At 65.1% G+C, this 20,010-nt stretch carries 16 protein-coding genes; all 16 read left to right on the top strand.

Translation table 11 applies throughout. The features are described from left to right. The first annotated feature begins 12 nt into the window (after window positions 1-12). Window positions 13-534 carry a phage tail protein gene (locus tag HV770_RS25030; RefSeq protein WP_175164000.1) on the top strand — a complete coding sequence of 174 codons (522 nt, stop codon included), beginning with the start codon at window positions 13-15 and terminating at the stop codon, window positions 532-534. Window positions 535-618: 84 nt separating this feature from the next. Further along, a complete protein-coding gene (locus HV770_RS25025) occupies window positions 619-1,350 on the top strand; it encodes a T4 family baseplate hub assembly chaperone (protein WP_175163998.1) in 732 nt (243 codons plus the stop codon). Continuing rightward, window positions 1,347-2,186 carry a hypothetical protein gene (locus HV770_RS25020; RefSeq protein ID WP_175163996.1) on the top strand — a complete coding sequence of 280 codons (840 nt, stop codon included), beginning with the start codon at window positions 1,347-1,349 and terminating at the stop codon, window positions 2,184-2,186. The genes HV770_RS25025 and HV770_RS25020 overlap by 4 nt, the downstream gene beginning before the upstream one ends. Beyond that, complete coding sequence (locus tag HV770_RS25015; RefSeq protein WP_175163994.1) at window positions 2,183-3,457, top strand: Pvc16 family protein; 1,275 nt, start codon at window positions 2,183-2,185, stop codon at window positions 3,455-3,457. Before HV770_RS25020 ends, HV770_RS25015 begins: the two co-directional genes overlap by 4 nt. After that, window positions 3,454-5,421, top strand: a complete 1,968-nt coding sequence (locus HV770_RS25010; RefSeq protein ID WP_175163992.1) for an ATP-binding protein — start codon at window positions 3,454-3,456, stop codon at window positions 5,419-5,421. The genes HV770_RS25015 and HV770_RS25010 overlap by 4 nt, the downstream gene beginning before the upstream one ends. Then, the gene (locus tag HV770_RS25005) at window positions 5,412-5,870 is read left to right on the top strand and encodes a hypothetical protein (RefSeq protein ID WP_175163990.1); all 459 of its coding nucleotides are present in this window, start codon (window positions 5,412-5,414) and stop codon (window positions 5,868-5,870) included. Before HV770_RS25010 ends, HV770_RS25005 begins: the two co-directional genes overlap by 10 nt. Next, the gene (locus HV770_RS25000; protein ID WP_175163987.1) at window positions 5,871-6,521 is read left to right on the top strand and encodes a hypothetical protein; all 651 of its coding nucleotides are present in this window, start codon (window positions 5,871-5,873) and stop codon (window positions 6,519-6,521) included. Continuing rightward, entirely contained in the window at window positions 6,518-6,874 is a 357-nt protein-coding gene (locus HV770_RS24995; protein WP_175163985.1) for a LysM domain-containing protein, read from the top strand. Before HV770_RS25000 ends, HV770_RS24995 begins: the two co-directional genes overlap by 4 nt. A gap of 1 nt (window position 6,875) precedes the next feature. Beyond that, window positions 6,876-8,006 carry a hypothetical protein gene (locus HV770_RS24990; protein ID WP_175163984.1) on the top strand — a complete coding sequence of 377 codons (1,131 nt, stop codon included), beginning with the start codon at window positions 6,876-6,878 and terminating at the stop codon, window positions 8,004-8,006. A 35-nt stretch (window positions 8,007-8,041) separates the two neighbouring features. Then, window positions 8,042-8,548 (top strand): phage baseplate assembly protein V, encoded by a 507-nt coding sequence (locus tag HV770_RS24985; protein ID WP_175163982.1) that lies wholly within the window; start codon window positions 8,042-8,044, stop codon window positions 8,546-8,548. Window positions 8,549-8,586: 38 nt separating this feature from the next. Next, window positions 8,587-8,904: a hypothetical protein gene (locus tag HV770_RS24980; protein ID WP_175163980.1), complete on the top strand. Its 318-nt coding sequence runs from the start codon at window positions 8,587-8,589 to the stop codon at window positions 8,902-8,904. Window positions 8,905-8,940: 36 nt separating this feature from the next. Beyond that, complete coding sequence (locus tag HV770_RS24975) at window positions 8,941-9,306, top strand: GPW/gp25 family protein (RefSeq protein WP_175163978.1); 366 nt, start codon at window positions 8,941-8,943, stop codon at window positions 9,304-9,306. Next, complete coding sequence (locus HV770_RS24970) at window positions 9,303-11,810, top strand: baseplate J/gp47 family protein (protein ID WP_175163976.1); 2,508 nt, start codon at window positions 9,303-9,305, stop codon at window positions 11,808-11,810. The genes HV770_RS24975 and HV770_RS24970 overlap by 4 nt, the downstream gene beginning before the upstream one ends. Beyond that, the gene (locus tag HV770_RS24965; protein ID WP_175163974.1) at window positions 11,807-14,776 is read left to right on the top strand and encodes a baseplate J/gp47 family protein; all 2,970 of its coding nucleotides are present in this window, start codon (window positions 11,807-11,809) and stop codon (window positions 14,774-14,776) included. The genes HV770_RS24970 and HV770_RS24965 overlap by 4 nt, the downstream gene beginning before the upstream one ends. A gap of 10 nt (window positions 14,777-14,786) precedes the next feature. After that, window positions 14,787-17,153 (top strand): hypothetical protein, encoded by a 2,367-nt coding sequence (locus HV770_RS24960; protein WP_175163972.1) that lies wholly within the window; start codon window positions 14,787-14,789, stop codon window positions 17,151-17,153. A 47-nt stretch (window positions 17,154-17,200) separates the two neighbouring features. Beyond that, the gene (locus HV770_RS24955; protein ID WP_175163970.1) at window positions 17,201-19,996 is read left to right on the top strand and encodes a DUF6519 domain-containing protein; all 2,796 of its coding nucleotides are present in this window, start codon (window positions 17,201-17,203) and stop codon (window positions 19,994-19,996) included. The last annotated feature ends 14 nt before the right edge of the window (window positions 19,997-20,010 follow it).

The raw sequence follows: 20,010 nt of genomic DNA, 5'->3' as shown, positions 1-20,010 counted from the left end.
GAGGTAAGCGTCATGGCCGAGTTCACCGTCAATGCACAGCGATTCGATCCATACAAGAATTTCAAATTTCGCCTCAAGTGGGACAACAAATACGTCGCCGGGATCAGCAAGGTGACGGGTGGCCTCAAGCGCACGACGGAAGTCGTCGAACATCGCGAGGGCGGCGATCCGAGCACGGGCCGCAAGTCGCCGGGGCGTTCGAAATTCGAAGCGATCACGCTGGAGCGCGGCGTTACGCACGATCCCGAGTTTGAGCTCTGGGCGAACAAGGTCTGGCAGTTGAATGCCGGGCTCGGCGCTGAAGTCTCGTTAGCGGACTTTCGCAAGGACATCATTCTGGAGGTCTACAACGAGGCCGGGCAACTGGCGCTCGCTTACAAGATCTACCGCTGCTGGGTGTCGGAATTTCAGGCACTCCCCGATCTCGACGCCAACGCGAATGCCGTCGCGTTGCAGCATATCAAGCTCGAGAACGAAGGTTTCGAACGCGATCCCCAGGTCAAGGAACCTACCGAGCCGACCTTGTCGCCATAGGCGACACGCGGTGCCGACCGGGCCTCGCCGCCAGCCGGGTCATAGCTTGTCACGGGCGGTGCCACTTGATCGATGAGACGGGAAATGCGTCCATTGCACGCTCAGAATCTGCTGCTCGCATGGGAGCGGGGCAGTTCGCCCGCCCACCTGCCGGCACTGCATCGCGCACTCTCGATGCTCGAAGTGGCTTGTCCGGAGCATTCGCGGGCCGCGCTCGCAGCGCTTGACATGTCGGCGCGCGACAGGCTGCTGTTGCAGATGCGAGCAATGAGCTTCGGCGCACGTCTCGACTGCCGTTTCGACTGTGCTCAGTGCAGCGCGGCGCTGGAGTTCGCCGCGTCGACCGAGGCATTGCAGCCGCCTTGCGCGAACCCGTCCGACACGGTATTCGGTGCTTACCGACTCAGCTTGCGCGAAGCGTCTAGCGAGGATCTGTGCGTAGCGGCTCGCGAAACCGACGGCAGCGAGGCGCTGCGTGTGCTGATCGAACGTTGCGTGCAGGTCGAAAACGAACAGGGGCACCTCGAGCCGCCATCGACATGGCCGGTTGAATTGCGGCAACACGCGGGCGCATATCTCGAAACGCTCCACGCGTCGGCAGCGATAGTGTTGCAGTTCGACTGTCCCGCATGCGGTCGCCACGACGCACAGACGTTCGACGCCGCCTCCTTCGTGTGGCGCGAGGTCGTTCATCACGCGCAACGTCTGCTCGATGATGTGCATGCGCTTGCCTGGGCCTACGGATGGTCGGAGGCCGCTGTGCTGCGCATGCATCGACGCCGCAGGCAAGCGTATCTGGAACGGGTGGGTCTATGACTATGCAGACTGCGCTGGGCGGACTGCTCGACCGTGCACGCGGGGCGCTTTCCGGTGTGCGGCCAGCGCTTGAACCGCGCTTCGCACCTCGTTACGTCGAGCCAGAGGAGTCTGACAATGCGGACACGTCGACGCGTGCGCACGCCAGCGTCGAGATGAGCACTGCATTGCGCGGGCACGAGTTGCCGCTGCCACCGTCACCGGCTGCGATTCGAGCGCCGACGTCAACGCCGATGCCGGATCCCATGCCGATACCGGATCGTTTCCATGCGGACGATCTGCCGCCCGTGGTATCGAGCGACGTGCGAAGCGCCCTTGCCAATGCACCTGCCGACCCGCGGCATCAAGCGGACGTGTCCGTCCCGCTTCGCCCGGGCGCGGTCTCGATGCCGCAGCCAGATGTTGCCGTACACGAAACCGTGTCGCTGCGCACGGTTCCGGTCGAGCCGGCGTTCGTGCAGAGCCAGCCCGCGCCTTCGAGGGAACCACAGGCATTGCGTGGCCGTGATACTGGACGGTGGCAACCTGAAGCGCCGCTTCAGCAGGAGAAGCGCGACGTGACGCAGGCGCCGGCCCGTCAAAGTGCGCCGCTGCCGGCGGTTGCGCCGGCGTATGAGGCGCAAGCTTCGTCGCCTGGCGTGCCACGCTTGCCGCCGGTGTCACCGCATTTCGCCCAGTCCGCGGATACCACTGTGCCGCGCGTGCAGGTGAGCATCGGCCGCGTCGAAGTCCGGGCCGCACCTATGCGCGCGACGCCGGCCGCCGCGCCGTCGGCCGCGAATGCGGCACTGTCGTTGCATGCCTATCTGCAACGCTCCCGAGGAGGTCACTCGTGAGCGACTATTTCGCCGTCGCGGCTGTCACCGCGGTCATGCGCACGATCCTGCAGGACGCGCTCGCGCAGTCCGCGCTCCCTGGTCAGCTCGCCAATGCGACGATCACCGCGCTGCCGCCCGATCGCATCTTGATCGGAAATGAGGAAAAGGCGCAACTGAATCTCTTTCTCTACCGGCTCTCATCGAATACCGGCTGGTGCAATGAAGGGCTGCCTTCGCGTGACGCGAGCGGGCAACGCATCGCCAATCCACCGCTCGCGCTCAATCTGCATTACATGATGTCCGTATACGGCCCGAATCCGTTTGACGGCGAGCTGTTGCTCGCGTGGGCGATGCAGATCTGGCATGAGACGCCTGTCCTCACCCGGGACATCCTGCAAACCGCGCTCACCGAAATGGCCAAGCCGATCGCCCAACCGGCGCCGGAAGAGCAGGCGCTTGCCACGACGACGCTGCCCGATCAGGTGGAACTGATCAAGCTCGTGCAGGAGCCGCTTGGCATCGAGGAGCTGTCGAAGATGTGGACGGCGTTTCAGGTGAGCTACCGCCCGACGGTCGCATATCAGGCGTCGGTCGTGTTGATCCAGCGCCGCGACGCGGCGCGCCTCGGGCCGCCCGTGCAGAAACGACATATCAAGGCGGTGCCGTGGCAGCAGCCGGTCATCGAGGACGTCTCGCCCGCGATCGCGAGAACCGGCGACATCCTGACGCTGCGCGGGCGCAATTTCATCGGCGATACGCCGGCATCGACGGGCGTCTCTTTCGACGGCGGTGTACCCGTCGCGCCCGCTCAGGTGCAGGGCAACGCGCTGCGCGTGCAGGTGCCCGCCAGCTTGCCCGCGGGCATCGCAACGGTGGCCGTCAGGCAGTCGATCGCGCTTGGCGATCCGCCGACGCCGCATGTCGGCTCCACGTCCAACCTCGCGTCCTTTACGCTCGCACCAACGGTGCTCTCGCCACTGGCCGGGTCGTTCAAGGCGGGCACCACGCTGACCGTGCAGACTGACGTGCAGATCGGTCGGATGCAGTCGGTGTCGCTCGTAATCGGCACGTCCGAACTGCCGATCGACATCCGGCCGGCAAGCGGGCCGCCGAGTTCGTCGAGCGTGGACATTCCGATTCCTGCCGACTTCCCATTCGTGCAGCCGGAGGCCAGCGTGCCGCTCTATCTGCGCGTGGACGGCGCACAGAGCAAGCTCTACATCGACCAGGACACGACGCACCCGACCCACGGCCAGCTCGTGCCGCAGATCACGGTGACGGCGCCATGAACGCGCGCGCACCGTCTTGGCCAGAGGCCAACCAGGCCGCTCTCGCGGCGGAGCTCGCGCGTGTGCTGCGCATGCTCGTCGCGGCACGCGCGAAACAGGGCGGGGACGGCGGGTCTGGACAGGCGATCGAAGCCGACGCGCCGCCGACGCCGTCCGACGACGCCAGCGCACTCGCGGCGCTTACGGCGCGGCTCGGCTTGAGCGCCTTCGAGCGTGACCTGCTGGTGCTGTGCGCGGGCGTCGAACTCGACAGCGCCTTCATGCCGGCTCTAGCCGCAGTCTTCGACGAACCCGGCCGTGCCCAGCCGACCTTCAGCCTTGCGCTCGCGATCCTGCCGGGTTCGCACTGGAGCGCCTGTACGCGCGACAGGCCGCTGCGCTACTGGCACCTGGTCGACGTCGAGCCTGGCGCGACGCTCCTGACGAGCCCGCTTTGCATCGACGAGCGCATCGTCCACTATCTCGCGGGACTCGATCCGCTCGACGCGCGTCTCGACGGCATCGTGCGACGCTGCGAGCCCGCATTCGCCGAGCTATCCGACGTGCCGGCGTTCTTACAGCCCGCTGTGGTGACTGCCGCGCGTGCGCTGCAGGGCGCCGCGCCGTGCGTCGCGTTGCTCGGGCGTTCCGCGCGCGGCCGCAACGAGGCCGCAGCGATTGCCTGCGCGCTTGCGGGTCGCGAACGCTTCTCGTTGCGCGTGACCGACATTCCGACAGGCGTGGCCGAGCGCGAACTGATCACGCGGCTGTGGAACCGCGAAGGACGACTGACGGGCGCGGTCCTCACGATTCAGTGCGGCGACTTCGATGAACCGACCGACTCGCTGCGCCAACTCGCGTCGTTCGTCGAACGCATTGACGTGCCGATGTTGCTCGAACTACCTGAGGACGCGCTGCCGGCAAGCTTCGACGCCATCAGGATCGACGTGCCCGAATTGCCGCCGGCCGAGCGGCGCGCGTTTATCGAGGCGCGGCTCGGGCCGCTTGCCGAGCGCATGAACGGACGCGTGTCCGTGAGCGCCGAACAGTTCCGCCTTGATCTTGCGGGCATCGAAACCGTGACGATGCTCACCTGCGATTTGAACGACGCTTCGCCCGATGCGCCGCTCGACCATGCATTCTGGCATTTTTGCCGCCAGCAGGCGCGCCATTCGATGGAGCAGCTTGCACGCCGTATCGAGCCGAAGGACGAATGTCTGCACCTCGTGTTGCCGGCCCAGCAGGCAAGCCTGCTCGACCAGATCGCCGCACATGTGCGTCAGCGCAGCACCGTGCACGAGACCTGGGGGTTCGCCGGATACTGCTCGCGCGGCCTTGGCACGACCGCGCTCTTCTCCGGGCTACCGGGAACCGGCAAGACGATGGCCGCCGAGGCGCTTGCCGCGATGCTCGAACTCGATCTGTACCAGATCGATCTCGCGACCGTGGCGAGCAAATACATCGGCGAGACGGCCAAGAATCTACGCCGCATTTTCGACTCCGCCTCAGAAAGCGGTGCCATCCTGCTCTTCGACGAAGCTGATGCACTCTTCGGACAGCGCACCGAGGTGAAAGACAGCCACGACCGCTATGCGAATTTCGACGTCAGCTACCTGTTACAGCGCATGGAGTCGTATCGCGGACTTGCGATCCTCACGACCAATATGAAGCATGCCATCGACAACGCGTTTCGTCGCCGCATCCGCTTCGTGATCGACTTTCCGTTCCCCGACGCCGAGAGCCGCGAGCGCATCTGGGCAAGTGCCTATCCGGCGGCCACGCCGACCCAGGATCTGGATCTCGGCAAGCTCGGACGACTCAATGTGGCAGGCGGCATCATTCATAACATCGCGATGCACGCAGCCTATCTCGCGGCGGATGAGGACGTGCCCGTGCAGATGAAACACATCCTGCGTGCCGCACACGTCGAATACGCGAAGCTCGAACGGCCGCTCACCGCATCGGAGACGCAAGGATGGCTATGAAACCCACGCCTTCCTTACCGTCGAGTCGGCCGGACTGGGGCCTGCCGCGGCGTGACGTCACGCACTGGCGTACGCGGCGCGACACCAGGGCACCGTCGCGACATGCGGACAGCGTCCCGCAGACGGCGGCGCCGCACGTTTCGCCGCATGTCATCGACCTGCACATCGACACCCTCGTGCTGGACGGCTTTGCGAGGAGTCAACGCGCGCGTGTCGTGCGCGCGCTGCGGGCTGAACTCGACTTGCTTTGCGTGAGCCTGTCGCGTCTCGGCACGGACGTCGAGGCACGCGCGTTGCGCTCGGCTGCCGCTCAATTCGTGCAGACCGGAGTGCCCGACGCCGACGGTCGCGCGATCGCGCGTGCGATCTTCCGGGCGCTAGGGCTCGACGAGTCCGAACGCGTCAGCGAACCCAAGACCACGCATCCCGACTTAGATGGAGGCGACTGAATGTCGGCTATCTCTCCTCGCACGCTCAAGGGCGGCCTCGTGATGCTGGATCCGGACACGGCGATTCCGCTGGGCGCGGTGATCCTGCAGTACAACCCGGATTCGCTCACGCGCAAGCTCCAACCGCAAAGCGTTGCAGAGCCCGCAGACCGCTCGGAAGTGCTGCGGTTGAAGGGGCCGCCGATCGAGACCATCAACCTGAGCGCCGAACTCGACGCCACAGACCAGCTCGAATTTCCCGCTCAGAATCCACTGGCCGTGCAATTCGGCATTCAGCCGCAACTCGCCGCGCTCGAGATGCTGGTCTATCCGTCGAGCGTGCGGATCATCGTCAACGAGGCACTGAGCCTGCTCGGCACGATCGAAGCCGTGCCGATGGAGTCGGCACTCACGCTGTTCGTCTGGAGCGCGACGCGGGTGATTCCGGTGCGCGTGACGGAACTCGACATCACGGAAGAAGCGTTCGACCCGAATCTCAACCCGATTCGCGCGAAGGTGAACCTCGGCATGCGAGTTCTCAGCGTGACCGATGTGAACTTCGTGAGCCCGGCGGGCGCACTCTACATGATCTACCAGATCGGCAAGGAGGCGCTTGCGGCAGCCAACACACTCAACACCATCGCCGATCTCGGCGCGGGAGCCTTGCAATGAGTGATTCGCTGGGCGCACTGATCAAGGCGGGTGTGCAGATCGGTTCGCCGACCACGCCCGACAGCCGTTACTATGGCGTGTCGACGCTGTCGTACACGCAAGCCGACGGCACCGTTGTGCGCTATCTCGCACGCCGTCTCGTGCCGCAGCCGGAGCAGTACACGTCGATCCAGCAATTCGTCGTCGCGCAGGGTGCGCGGCTGGACAACATTGCCGCGAAAACCCTGGGCAATCCGCTACTCTTCTGGATGCTCTGCGACGCCAACCTCGCGATGGACCCCGATGACCTCACGAGTCAACCGGGCCGCTCCATTGCGATTCCGCTTGCCACCGCGGTACCCAAGGGAGGCTAGCGTGCTCAACGGTGTCTACGTCTCTCTTCTGATCGGGCCGATGGTTCCCGTGCCTGCGCCGAAGCCGGTTGTCGACGCACTCACGTCGATCGAAGTCGAGGTTCAAGCGGGTCAGCGCAGCGGTTTCAAGCTGGTGTTCACGCTCGCCGATTCCTCACCGCTCCAAACGCTTTTCCTACTGACAGGCGGCGCGCCGCTGCCGGTGCTGCGGGTGGTGATCGTCGTGACGGTGAACGGCTTGCCGCAGGTGCTGATGGATGGCGTCGTCAAGCATCACCAGGTCGAGCCCGGCGCGAACGGTGCGGCGAAGCTCACTGTGATGGGCGAGGACCTCGGGGCGCTGATGGACCTGCAGGCGCTCGACGGCTTTCCTTATCCCGGCATGACGACCGACGCCCGTGTGCTTCTCATGCTCGCGAAGTACGCCGTGTTCGGCGTCACACCGAACGTGATTCCGGCCATCGTGCCTGACGTCGAAACGCCCGTGCAGCGGTTCGCGAGCCAGCGCGGCACCGATTACGCCTACATTGGCGCGCTCGCGAAGGCTGCGGGCTACGTCTTTTACCTCGAACCGGGACCGCTGCCCGGCGTGAGCCAGGCGTACTGGGGACCGGAAATCAAGTTCGGCGTGCCGCAACCCGCGCTCGCGATCAATCTCGACAGCTGGAGCAACTGCGAGTCGCTCAACTTTACGTATGCACCCGAAGGCGCGAAGGAGTTCGTCGTGTATATCCAGGAGCCCATCAGCAAACAGCCGATTCCGGTCGCCATTCCGCCTGTTACGCCGCTCAATCCGCCCCTCGGTGCCGTTATCGCGACGCCGCAGAGCGTGGAGTTTTCCCTCGACACCGCCAAGCTCCAGCCAGGCCAGGCCCTGATGCAGGGGATGGCCGCGACCTCGGCGAGTGCGGACGTGGTGACAGGCACGGGCACGATCGACGTATTGCGCTACGGTCAGGTGCTCAAGGCGCGACAGCTCGTGGGCGTGCGCGGCGCCGGACTCGCCTACGATGGCCTGCACTACGTCGAAGGCGTGACGCACACCATTTCACGCGGCGCATACAAGCAGAACTTCACGCTCAAGCGCAACGGCCTCATCAGCACACTGCCCGTGGTGCCGACGCTGTTCTAGCGCCACCGTCATGCGAAGAGACAGAGGAGGCGCAATTGCAGAAATATTTTGGCAAGTACCGCGGCACGGTGCTCAACAACATCGACCCCATGCAGATGGGTCGGTTGATGGCGACCGTCCCGGACGTGACGAACATCGTGCCGGGCACATGGGCGATGCCGTGCGTTCCGTTCGCGGGCATTCAGGCCGGACAGCTGGTCGTGCCGTCGATCGGGGCCGGCGTGTGGATCGAGTTCGAACAGGGTGATCCGGACTATCCGGTCTGGACGGGCTGCTACTGGGGATCCTCTGCGGAACTGCCGGCGCTTGCTCTGGCGGCTACGCCCGGAACGCAGCAACTCGTCTTGCAGACGATGCTGCAGACTACCTTGATGGTGAGCGACATGCCGGGGCCGACGGGCGGAATTCTGCTCAAGACCGCGACCGGCGCGCTGATCTCGATCAACGAGACAGGTATCACGATCAGCAACGGGCAAGGCGCGACCATCGTGCTCGCAGGGCCCAGCGTGACGGTCAACGAAGGCGCGCTGGTCGTGACCTGAGCGCGGCGCGAACGCACATGAAAGCGAGGTGAACGATCATGCCAGGCTTGTTACTGCATGTGGGAGCGACCGTGCTCTGCGCCCATGCCGGGCAGGCGCAGCCGAGCGTGCCGAATGCCAACGTGCTCGTGAGCGGCCAGCCAACTGTGACGATCAGCGGACCTTATCTGATCGCGGGCTGTCCGTTCGTGCCGCCTCTGCCTGGGCCGTGCGTCACGGCGCAGTGGATAGTGGGCGCGACACGCGTCACGTCGTTCGGCCAGCCCCTCGTGATTCAGACCGGGCAGGCCGTATGCGCTCCGACGGGCACGCCGCTCGTGCCGCTCGTGTGCCAGACGAGAGTGCTGGCAACGTGAGCGCGATTGCCATCTTGACTGGATGAGTGAGTTGACATGAACCTCAGCTTTCCTTACGGATTCGATCTGTCCGGGCGCACGCAGCTTTCGGATCTGCCGCGCCATATCGAGGACATGGTCGAACTCGTGCTGTTGACTTCGCCAGGTGAACGCGTGAACCGGCCGACATTCGGCAGCGGGGCGGCACAACTGGTGTTCGCGCCCAACAGTGACACGCTCGCGGCAGCTTTGCAGCAGATCATCAAGGCAGGATTGCAGCAATGGCTCTCCGATCTGATTCAGGTGCAATCGGTGCAGGTCGACAACAATGATTCGACGCTTCTGATCACGGTGCAGTACACGGTCATTCAGACCCAGCAACCGCAGACCTCCGAGTTCGTGTTCGGAGCGGGGGCGCCATGATCTACTTCTGCGCCGAGAAGGTACGCCGCGCGCGCGTGCTGGGACACGCGGGCCTCAACGGTATCGACTTTCTCGAAGTCGACCCCGATACGCCGACGCAACTGCATGTCGTCTTCCTGAAGTGCGAACGTCTCGCGCAGCTTCAGGCCGCCGAATTCGTGATCACGGGCGGCGAGACCGTCTCAGGTATCGTCGCGAACTCGCTTGCTATCACACCTGACGCGCCGAACCGGGTCATCGTCACCGTCAACGAAACGGGAGATTTCTCCGGGTACACGCTGACGTTGCACCATCTCGCCACGTGTGGCGATCCGCACATCGAGGGGCCGCCGCACGGATTCGACCCGGCGCTCGCGAGGATCGATTTTTCGTTCAAGGCGGGCTGCCCGACGATTGGCGACTGCAAGGTGGACAACTGTTGTCCATCGCCAGCTCTGAGCGCGCCGGACATCAACTATCTGGCAAAGGACTTTCAGGGCTTCCGCCAGGTGATGCTCGACCGCATGTGGACACTCATGCCCGACTGGACGGAGCAGCACGCGGCCGATCCGGGCATCGCGGTCGTGGAAGCGCTCGCTTACGTGGCCGACCATCTCAGCTACCGGCAAGACGCGGTTGGCACGGAGGCGTATCTCGGTACGGCCAGGAGCCGTGTCTCACTGCGGCGGCATGCGCGGCTCGTTGACTATACGGTGAGCGACGGCTCGTGCGCGCACGTGTGGTTGCAGATCCAGCTCGTGCAGACCGACGCCGTCACGGACGACCAGCCCGCTGCGATCGTGCGTGCGGGCACGCAGGTCTACTCGCGTGTCGCCGGCGCGCTGCCACGCGTGGCGCCCGACACGAGAGAGGCCGACGCGCTTGCGCGGAGCGCGTCGAGCGTGTTTACGACGCTCGCCGACGTGCAGTGTTTCTCCACGCATGACACGATGCAGTTCCATACCTGGAGCGATGCCGACTGCTGTCTGCCGGCGGGCGCGACCGAGGCAACGCTGGTCGGCACGCTGAAGAATCTGCAGGTGGGCGACGTGCTGGTCCTCGAAGAAGTACTCGGCCCGAATACGGGTCAGCCTGAGGACGCGGACCAAACTCATCGCTGGGCCGTGCGGCTCACCGCCGTCCGCTCCACTGACTATCTCGGTGACACGCTCATCGATCCGGTCGACAACATCGCGATTACGCATATCGCCTGGAAAGCTTCTGACGCACTCCCGTTTCCGCTCTGCGTCTCGGCGACTTTCGACAATGGCACCACCACCACCGAGCTCGAGAACGTGAGCGTGGCGCGCGGCAATGTGGTGGCCGGCCGACATGGCATGCGGATCGCGCAGCCGCAGCTCCTCGATCCGGTGCCAGCCGCGCCGCCCGCGCCCGTCGGCGATCCGGCGGGCTACTGCTGCGGCACGAGCGCAACCATCACGACGCGGCCGCGTTATTACCCGGCGCTTGCTGGCCAGCCGCTCTCGTTTGCGGCACCTGTCGACCCGAGTGCGCCGGCCTCCGCCCTGACCGCGCCCGCGCCGCCCGTGCCCGGTGTCGATACGCAGGCCGTTCCGCTCATCAGCCTCGTCGACGACCAGAATGAAATCTGGACGCCGGTGGCAATGCTGCTCGGCCAGACCGAGCCCGGCAACAACTTTGTCGTCGAGATCGAGCGCGATGGGACGGCGTTCCTCCGTTTCGGAGACGATACTTTGGGCGTTGCGCCGCTCGAAGGCACGCGGTTCAGCGCCGACTACTGGATCGGCAACGGCAGCGCAGGCAACGTCGGGCGCGACGCGCTCGCGCACATCGTGTCGAACGACGCGGCGGTGCAGGGGGTGCGCAATCCGTTGCCGGCGGCAGGCGGCGTCGACGCGGAATCGATGGAACATATCCGCCAGGCCGCGCCCGTCGCGTTCAACACGCAGATGCGCGCCGTCACAGAGGACGATTACGGCGAAGTCGCGCTGCGCGATTCGCGTATCAAGGCTGCGCGAGGCAGGTTTCGCTGGACCGGAAGCTGGCGGACGACTTTCGTCACGCTCGAACCGTCCGCAGGTCAAGTTGCGGACACGACGATGATCGACGACACGCTGACGCGCCTCGATCTTTTCCGCATGGCCGGCACCGACCTCGAAGTCGAGGCGGCCGTGATCGTGGGATTGAAGATCGTGCTGCACGTGTGCGTCGATTCACAGCATTTCCGTACCGACGTGCGACAGGCGTTGACGCGCATCCTGGTTTCCGGCGACGTATGCGACGGCACGCCGGGCCTGCTCGCGCCAGTCAACTTCTCGCTCGGCGAGACGGTCTATCTGAGTCCGCTGCTGGTAGCGGTGCAGGCCGTGGAGGGCGTGACTTCCGTCAATGCTCTGGCCTTCCAGCGGCTCGACGATCCGTTGAGCGACGCAGTCGCAAGAGGCTACATCACGATGAACCGGCTGGAACTGGCCAGTGTCGCGAACGACCCGAGCCGGCTCGATCGCGGCTATCTCACGCTCACGATGGACGGCGGAAAATGAGCAATTCCTGCGAGTCCGCGTCGGTTCAGTTGTGCGGCTGTTGCGAAGGAGTCGGCCGGGAGACGCCCGCGCCCATCTACAACCGGCCGGCGCTTGCGCAAATCGTCTATCGCGCGGGGGTGTTCGCCACCTTCAAGGCTAGCATGATCGCGGCGCTCTCGAACCGGGAGTATGGAGCGCTGAGCGCGCTGACGACGCGCGATGACGGCGACTTCTCGATCGCGCTGATCGACGCATGGGCGCTCGTGTCGGACATCATCACGTTCTACCAGGAGCGTGCCGCCAACGAAGCGTATCTGCGCACTGCAACAGTCACGCGCTCCGTGTTCGAACTCGCGCGGCTGGTTGGCTATCAGCCCTCGCCGGGCGTGGCGGCATCCGCGCCGCTCGCCTTTACACTGAACGATGCGCCGGGCGCCCCGGACCCGGTGGTGATCGCATCGGGCAGCCGTGTGCAGAGCACGCCTGGCGCCGGACAGTCGCCGCAGACCTTCGAAACCTCCGCGGACCTGACCGCGTACGTTGCACACAACGCGCTTGCCGCGACCACGACCGGGCCGGTCGATCTCACGGCGCTGATCGGCAATTCCGCGGCGGCCCTGGCTTCGGCTGCCGTTTCAGGTGCGAGCGTGGCCTCGGCCGCCGACCAGGACGACCCGGCTATCTGGCTCGCGGGCACCTCGACCGGGCTCAAGGTGGGAGACGGCGTGCTGTTCATTGCCGACGACGACTGCGTGCAAAACGCCGACAGTCCCAACTGGTCGTTTTGCCACGTGGTCGGCATGAGCGTGGATTCCGCCAGGCAGCGCACCCAGATATCGCTCGATACGCCGCTGGCCGCGGCCCTGGCGTCGGCGACGAGCGTGACACTCTATGCGATGCGAAAGCGCGCGGCACTGTATGGCTATAACGCGCCCGATCCAAAATTGCTTGCCGACCAGACGCTGGCCCATTTTCCGTCGGGTACGTTCACGCCGGCGGGATCGCCGGCTACTCCGACGATCGCAGACTGGAACTTCGCATCGACCTTGTCGGGCACGACCATTACGCTCGACCAGGTGTACCAGGGCATCGTGTCTTCGGGCAGTCCAGCCAACCCGACCTGGATCGTGCTCGTGGCCGACGGCGGGCCGTCGCAGTTTTATCAGGTGACGGGCGTGGCCGAAGGTGCCTTCGACCTCTACGCAATTTCGTCCAAGGCGACGCAAGTCACGCTGCATGCACCCGATGGCACGAAAGCGAAGCAGACACTCGCGCAGTTCGTGACACCCACTCCGCGCATGACGGTCGCGTTCGTGCAGAACGAATCGCTCACGGTGGCCGACCAGCCCGTGACGCAAACGTCGATCGACAACGGCACGGCTAGCGGCGGCAGCGCGGGCACGCCGCAGACCCTTCAGGCCGGCATGCTCACGCCGATCTTCGGCGATTCGGTGGAGGTGGGCGGTGGCCAGCGGTTGACGGCCGGCCGCACGGTCGCGATCTCGGGCAAGCGGTTACGAATCACGGTGATTCAGGCGGGCGCGTACCTGATGCCGGCCGACGGACAGGCACCGATTCTCCTCAACGCCGGGGACACCTTTATTCTCGATTCGTATCCGCCGGTGCAGGTGGCCGTGCCGCCCGCGTTGCAGTGGCTTTCGAGCGCGCTCGCCAACCTCACGAGCCTGTACGCATGGAGCGTGATCACGACGACGGGTCAGCCCGGCATGCTCTATGTGGACCCGTCGCAGACCGTGCTCGTCCCGCCAGACAAGAATGATCCGTCTGCCAGTGAGGCCGCTGTTCTGGATAGTCTCGACAAGAACGGCACGGGTACCACGCTCGTTTTCACCGCGCCCCTCGCTCGCATTTACGACCGCGAGACGTTCGCCGTCAATGCCAACGTCGTCGAGGCAAGCAACGGGCAGACGGTCAACGAGTTGCTGGGCAACGGCGACGGTACTCAGGCCGGTCAGACTTTCACACTGAAGCAGAGTCCGCTCACCTACGTCAGCACGTCGAACGGCGAGGGCGGTCAATCGACCCTCGAAATCTGGGTCAACGAATTGCAGTGGCACGAGGTGGCGAGTCTTCTCGATCAATCGAACCGTGCCCGCGTGTTCGTCACGCGCATGGCGCAGGACGGTACGGTCACCGTGCAGTTCGGCGACGGCGTGCACGGAGCGCGCCTGCCGAGTGGACAGATGAACGTGCGCGCGGTGTATCGCAAGGGCATCGGCACAGCCGGCAATGTGCCGTCCGGACAACTGAACCAGCCGCTCGATCGCCCGGCGGGTCTGAAGTCCGCGAGCAATCCGGCGTCGGCCTCGGGCGGAGCCGATCCGGCCACGCTCGCCGACGCGCGCACGAGCGCGCCGTTGCTCGTACAGACCATTGGACGCGTGGTGTCGCTCGAAGACTACGAGAACTATGCGCTGGCGTTCTCCGGCATCGCGAAGGCTCTGGCGACCTGGACCTGGTTCGGCCGCACGCGTGGCGTGTTCGTCACCGCCGCGGGCGCCGATGGCGACGTGCTCGATCCGGCTGGTACGACCCTCGCGAATCTGGTGGCGGCCTACCGTCGCTACGGTTCTCCCTATGTGCCGATCCGGGCGATGTCCTATCAGCCGCGCTGGTTCCGGCTCGGCGGCAACGTGAAGGTCGATGCGTGGAACTACGATCCGCCCACCGTGCTCGCCGCCGTGCGCGACGCGCTGACTCTGGCCTTCGGTTTCGATGCGCGCGCGCTCGGCGAAGGCGTCGCGGCGAGCCTGATCGTCAAAGTTGCGATGCAGGTGCCGGGGGTCCAGGCAGTCCGGCTCACCGTGTTCAACCGTGACGATCAGGGCGTCAGTCCAGGCGCGCCGCTGCTCAATTTCCTGCCCGCCTTTTCACCGGTGCCGGGCGACCGGCAGGCGATCGTTCCCGCCGAACTGATGCTGCTCGATACGTCGTCGTTGAAGGGGCTGCAACCGTGGTCATGAGGGAGCCGTCATGAGTCTCGGAGTCGAAGAAGTCTATGCGCTGCTGCCGGCGATCTTCCGCACTCGCGACGCCGCGGCGGGCGAGCCGCTGAAGAGTCTGATCGGCGTGATCTGCGAGCAGGTGGCCGTGCTGCAGAACGACCTCGACGGCCTTTATGACGACGCCTTCATCGAGACCTGTTCTCCCTGGGTGATTCCGTATATCGGTGATCTCGTCGGCTGGCAGGCGATCACGCCCGCGTCGCGCTCTGAGGTCGCGGATACGATCGGCTATCGGCGTCGCAAGGGTACGCTCGTCGCGCTCGAACAGATCGGACGCGATGTGACCGGACGGCCGACGCACGTCGTCGAGTATTTCAGAAGACTCATCACGGCAGAGAGCATGCATCATCTGCGCCCTCACCACGCAAGCACGCTGAACTTGCGGCATGGGACTGCGCTGGAGAACATCAGTGCCGCGGCCATGCCGTTCGACGACTCGAACCGCACGATCGACGTGCGGCGCATCGCACCACGCGCGCGGATGAGCGACTCGAGGGCGGCGTCCGCCGATGCGCCCGACAACGCGCCGCTCGACGTCTTGCTGCATGGCGCGGGACGCTACAACATACCGGAGGCCGGCGCGTTCCTGTGGCGCTGGCAGGCCTGTCCGGTTCGCAATCAGCCTGCGTTCCGGATCGACGGGCGCCGCTTCATGTTCAGCCCGCTCGGCAACGACATGCCGCTCTTCAATGAGCCTTCCGGCATCACGCCGTTCGCCGCGCTTTCCACGCGCCTGAATGTGCCGCAGCCGATCAGCCGGCGGGAGTTCTTCGACGCGCCGGCGACCTTCTACGGCAGTCTCGACGATGCCGGCAGCGTGCGGATCATCCGCGATGGCGTACCCGTGCCGCGGTGCGAAATCTGCGTGTGCGACCTCGCGAGCGACGCGCTGGACAGGTGGCCCACGCCGGCCGCCGGCCACGTCGCGCTCGATCCGGTACTCGGGCGCATTGCGTTTTCGTCGGCCGACGTCCCACCCGCCGATGTGAGACTCGACTATTGCTACGGCTTTCCGGCTCACGTCGGCGGTGGCAGTTACGACCGTACACCGAATCTCGCGATGCCTGAAGACGGATTCGACTGGACGATCGTGGTCGGTGACGAGACGCCGTCCGGCGTGCCGACGGCCGACAGCCTCGACGACGCGGTCGCGCTATGGAACACGCTGCCGCCCGCGGTGCGCACGGGTCGTATCGTGCTGCTCGACATGTACACGGCACACATCGATCTGAGCGGCGCGCAGGCGGTGAAGATCGGCGCGGGCCGTCAACTCTGGATCGTCGCGGGCGAGTCGCACGTCGACGCGAATCGGGCGTTCGTACCTGGCTTCACGGGCAGCCGGGCGACGCTCTTCGGCGATATCGACGCCATGGGCGGTGCGAGCGACGCGACCACTGCGGGCGAACTGTGCCTGAGCGGCGTGCAGCTCGCAGGTGGTGTGAGCGTGTCGAGTGGCGCGCTGACGCTGCGCATCCTCGACTCGACGCTCGTGCCGGGCCGTGGCATCGCCCGCGACAACGAGCCGCTCCGTCCGGGAGAGCCGTCGATCGTCGTGAGTTCGCCGGGCGCGACCGTCTGCCTCGTGAACGCCATCAGCGGGCCGCTGCTCGTTACGCCGGCAGCCAGTATCGTGCGGATCTGTTCGTCGATTGTCGACGCGACCTCGCCCCATGGCGTGGCGTTCGCGGGCCTCGACGGGCTAGGCGAGGGCGCGACGCTGCACGTCGAGGACAGTACGGTGATCGGCAAGGTGCACACGTACATGATGGAACTCGCGTCCAACTCGATCTTTCTTGCGCGTGCGCGACTCTCCGGAAGCTGGCGCGCGGCGCTCTGGTGCACCCGCAGGCAGGCGGGCTGTGTGCGGTTTTGTTATCTGCCCGCGCTGGCGCTCCTGCCGCGCCACTACGAGTGCGTGCAGGGCGAGCCGCAGCAGGAGGGCACGTTGATGCCGCACTTCGTGTCGCTGCGTTTCGGGCGGCCTTCCTACGGGCTTCTATCCGGCGCCTGTCCGATTGCGATCTGGCAGGGTGCTGATGACGAGGGCCAACTCGGCGTCTATCACTCGCTCGACGAAACGCAGGCGGTCACGAACCTGTTCACGCGGCTTGGAGAATATCTGCCGTTCGCGCTCGAGGCGGGCATCTTCCTGATCCCCGCGCGTGGCGAGCGGCGGCGCCCGCGTGCCGGATTCGCCTACTACGGCTATCCATCCGGCGCCGCGCCCGCATTGGCGGCGTCCGGCGCACCGGACGCTTGCACGGCGATCGACGAACGCGATGTCGACGACGATCTGACCCAGGGTTACGTGGGCATTGGCGCACATCTGATCTGAATCGCCGCCGGTCCGTCGTGACCGGAGCGAGTTCGAAGGGGAACACCATGAAGGGCGATTTCAGTCGGCTTCGTTTCAACCGCGCAAGGCACTATACGTCGGTCCTGACCCAGCAAGGCCGGGTCGAACTCGATTCCGACGCGAACGAACAACGCGCGATCGACGAGCACCTGCGCAAGACCGAGACCATCGACATCGTCGGACAGTCGGGCGGGCCGATCGATCATGCGGGTTTTGACATCGCGCTGAATGCCGACCAGTCGTCGCTGACGTTTTCGGCTGGCCGCTATTATGTCGACGGACTGCTCTGCGAGAATCCCGCGCCGGGCGACTACGCCACGCAACCGTATCTGCTGGGCGCGACTGGCATTGCCAGTATGCTCACGGCGTTGCGTCGGGGCACCTTGAGCGCGCTCCAGGTCTATCTGGAAGTGTGGCAGCGCGTCGTCACGCCAATCGATGACCCCGGCATCAAGGAGGTTGCGCTCGGCGAAGCCGACACGACCGATCGCCTGCAGACCGTCTGGCGGGTCGTGGTTGAGCAGGTCTTCGCCGAAGGTTCGTCCACGACGGCGTCCGCGCCCGCCGGGTCGAGCATCAACAGTTCGACGTTCAGCCGCCTCGGGCTGACCAACCGTATCGCCAACCTGAACCCGGCGTTGACTACTGCGCTCACGGCCGCGTCCAACCGGTCGTCGAATCTGAATGCCGTCACGTCGCGGGCGACTAGCACATCACTGATCGACAGTGCCGCGGGGCTCGGCTCATCCGGGGGAGCGGTCGGTGTTTCGGGGCCGGTCGGCACGCAGAGCGCCACGGTGCAAACACAGGACGGCACCTCGCAGGACACAACGCCAGCGCTTTCATGCTGCCAACAGATGGCGCTCGCGTCTAAGCCCGTTACACCTGGCAAGATGGGCGTGCTCACAGGCAGTGCCGACACGACCGCGAGCCCTTGCTTGCCGGTGCCTTCGGCGGGTTATCGTGGCTTGGAGAACCAGTTGTATCGGGTGGAGATTCATCACGGCGGGACGGCGGAAATCGCAACGTTCAAGTGGTCGCGTGACAACGGTTCGGTCGTGACCTCTGTCGTGTCGACAAGCGCGTCCTCGGTCAACGTGGATAGCCTTGGTCCCGACGCGAATCTCGGTTTTTCGCCCACGCAATGGGTCGAGCTGATCGACGACAGCAACGAGTTCGGTCTCGTGCCGAATCAGCCCGGACAATTGCGGCAGATCGAAGGAATCGACACCACCGACCTGAAGGTGACGTTCGACGCGAACGTTGACGCGTTGCCGATCGATCTCGACGTGGTGGCGGGTCATGCGAAGCTGCGTCGCTGGGATCAGTTCACACCTTCGGCATCGTCCGACGGCGTACCGCTGTCGGCGGGCAACTGGATCGATCTGGAAAACGGCATCCAGATCTGCTTCACGACCACGGGCACCTACACGGCGGGAGACTACTGGCTGATACCGGCGCGTACAGCGACGGGCAATGTCGAGTGGCCGCCCGCCGACAGCGACGCCTCACGCTTCCAGCCGCCGCATCAAACCACGATACACCGCGCGCCGCTCGCCTGTATTCACATTACCGACCGGCAATTCGTGGTCGAACCATGCAGGCAACTCTTTTATCCTCTCATCGACCTGACGCCCGCTGCTGCGGTGCCTGCGCTGCATGTGACTAACATCAACTGGCCGAACGACGGTATTTATACCGTCGCGCAGTTACTTCAAAAGGGCCTCCTCGTTACATTCGACAATGCGCCGAGCGTGGCGCTGACCTCGGCGAACTTTGTCGTCGAAGCGAACGTGCCGATTAGCGCGCTCGAAAAACGCGAGTTCCAGTCGATCTGGGCGGGATCGCTGCTGTTTGCGACCCCTGTGCTCGAGATCAGTGGGACCGTCGCTCAACAGGGCAGCACGCCTGTTTTCAAGTGGAGCCCACCCCTGATGCCCAACGTGGCCTGGTATTACGATCTGCTCCAACTTGCCCAAAGCAGTCTGTTCGTGCGCATCCGCGTGACGCTCAAGGGACGGTTCATTTTTGCGCCGTCCGGCGCGCAGACCTTGTACCTCGACGGTCGTGCGCTCGGTCAGCCCGGCACGGCGCTCGACGGCAAGACGCCGCGGATCGATCTCGTACTGCCGTCGGGCGAGGGCGCGCAAAGCAGCGACTTCGAAAGCTGGTTCACGCTCGTGCCGCCTCTCGAGATCGAGTCGCTCACCGTCGCAACAAATACGCCGGCGGTCGCGCCGGCAGTCGGCGCGGGGCCGATCACGCCGCTGACGGAAGTCGGGGCAGCCGTGCGCGACGCGCTTGCGCCAAACGCTTCGGGCGCGGCTGCTACGGTTGCGCCGAGTGCTGCTGCGGCTGTCGCGCCGGGCGCGGCAGCGACCGTTGCGCCGGCCGCGGCGACCACGATTGCTTCAGGTGCCGCGCCCGCTGCCGCATCGAGCGTTGCAGGCAATCTCGCGACGGCCGCTGCGAACGTGAGCAAGTTCACGCTCGCCAACCAACCCGACGCATTCACGCAAATCATCGACCCTGTGTTTCGCTCCACGCTGACGGGCGAGAGCACGACCTGTCAGGTGACACTCCAGTATCCCCCGCTGTTTGACACGACGGTCCAACTCTCAGTCAGCAACGCGGGGGGATACGAACCCTACATTTCGCTGCCGTCTTCCGTGGTGGTGAGCGCGGGAACGAAGAGCCAAACGTTCGTTGTGCGAGTCATTGTGATCCGAGAACTGGCGACGAATCCGCCGACGATCGTCGCGTCGCTCACGGACTCGGGCGGTCAGACCTCAACTCAATCGCTCGTGCTCAAAGTGGGCTGAGCTCACCGTGAAGT

This window comes from Paraburkholderia fynbosensis (genome assembly GCF_902859935.1).
GTDB classification, from domain to species: Bacteria; Pseudomonadota; Gammaproteobacteria; order Burkholderiales; family Burkholderiaceae; genus Paraburkholderia; species Paraburkholderia fynbosensis.
Note: the sequence above shows the minus strand (reverse complement) of the source record. Positions and strands in the feature narration are given on the sequence as shown.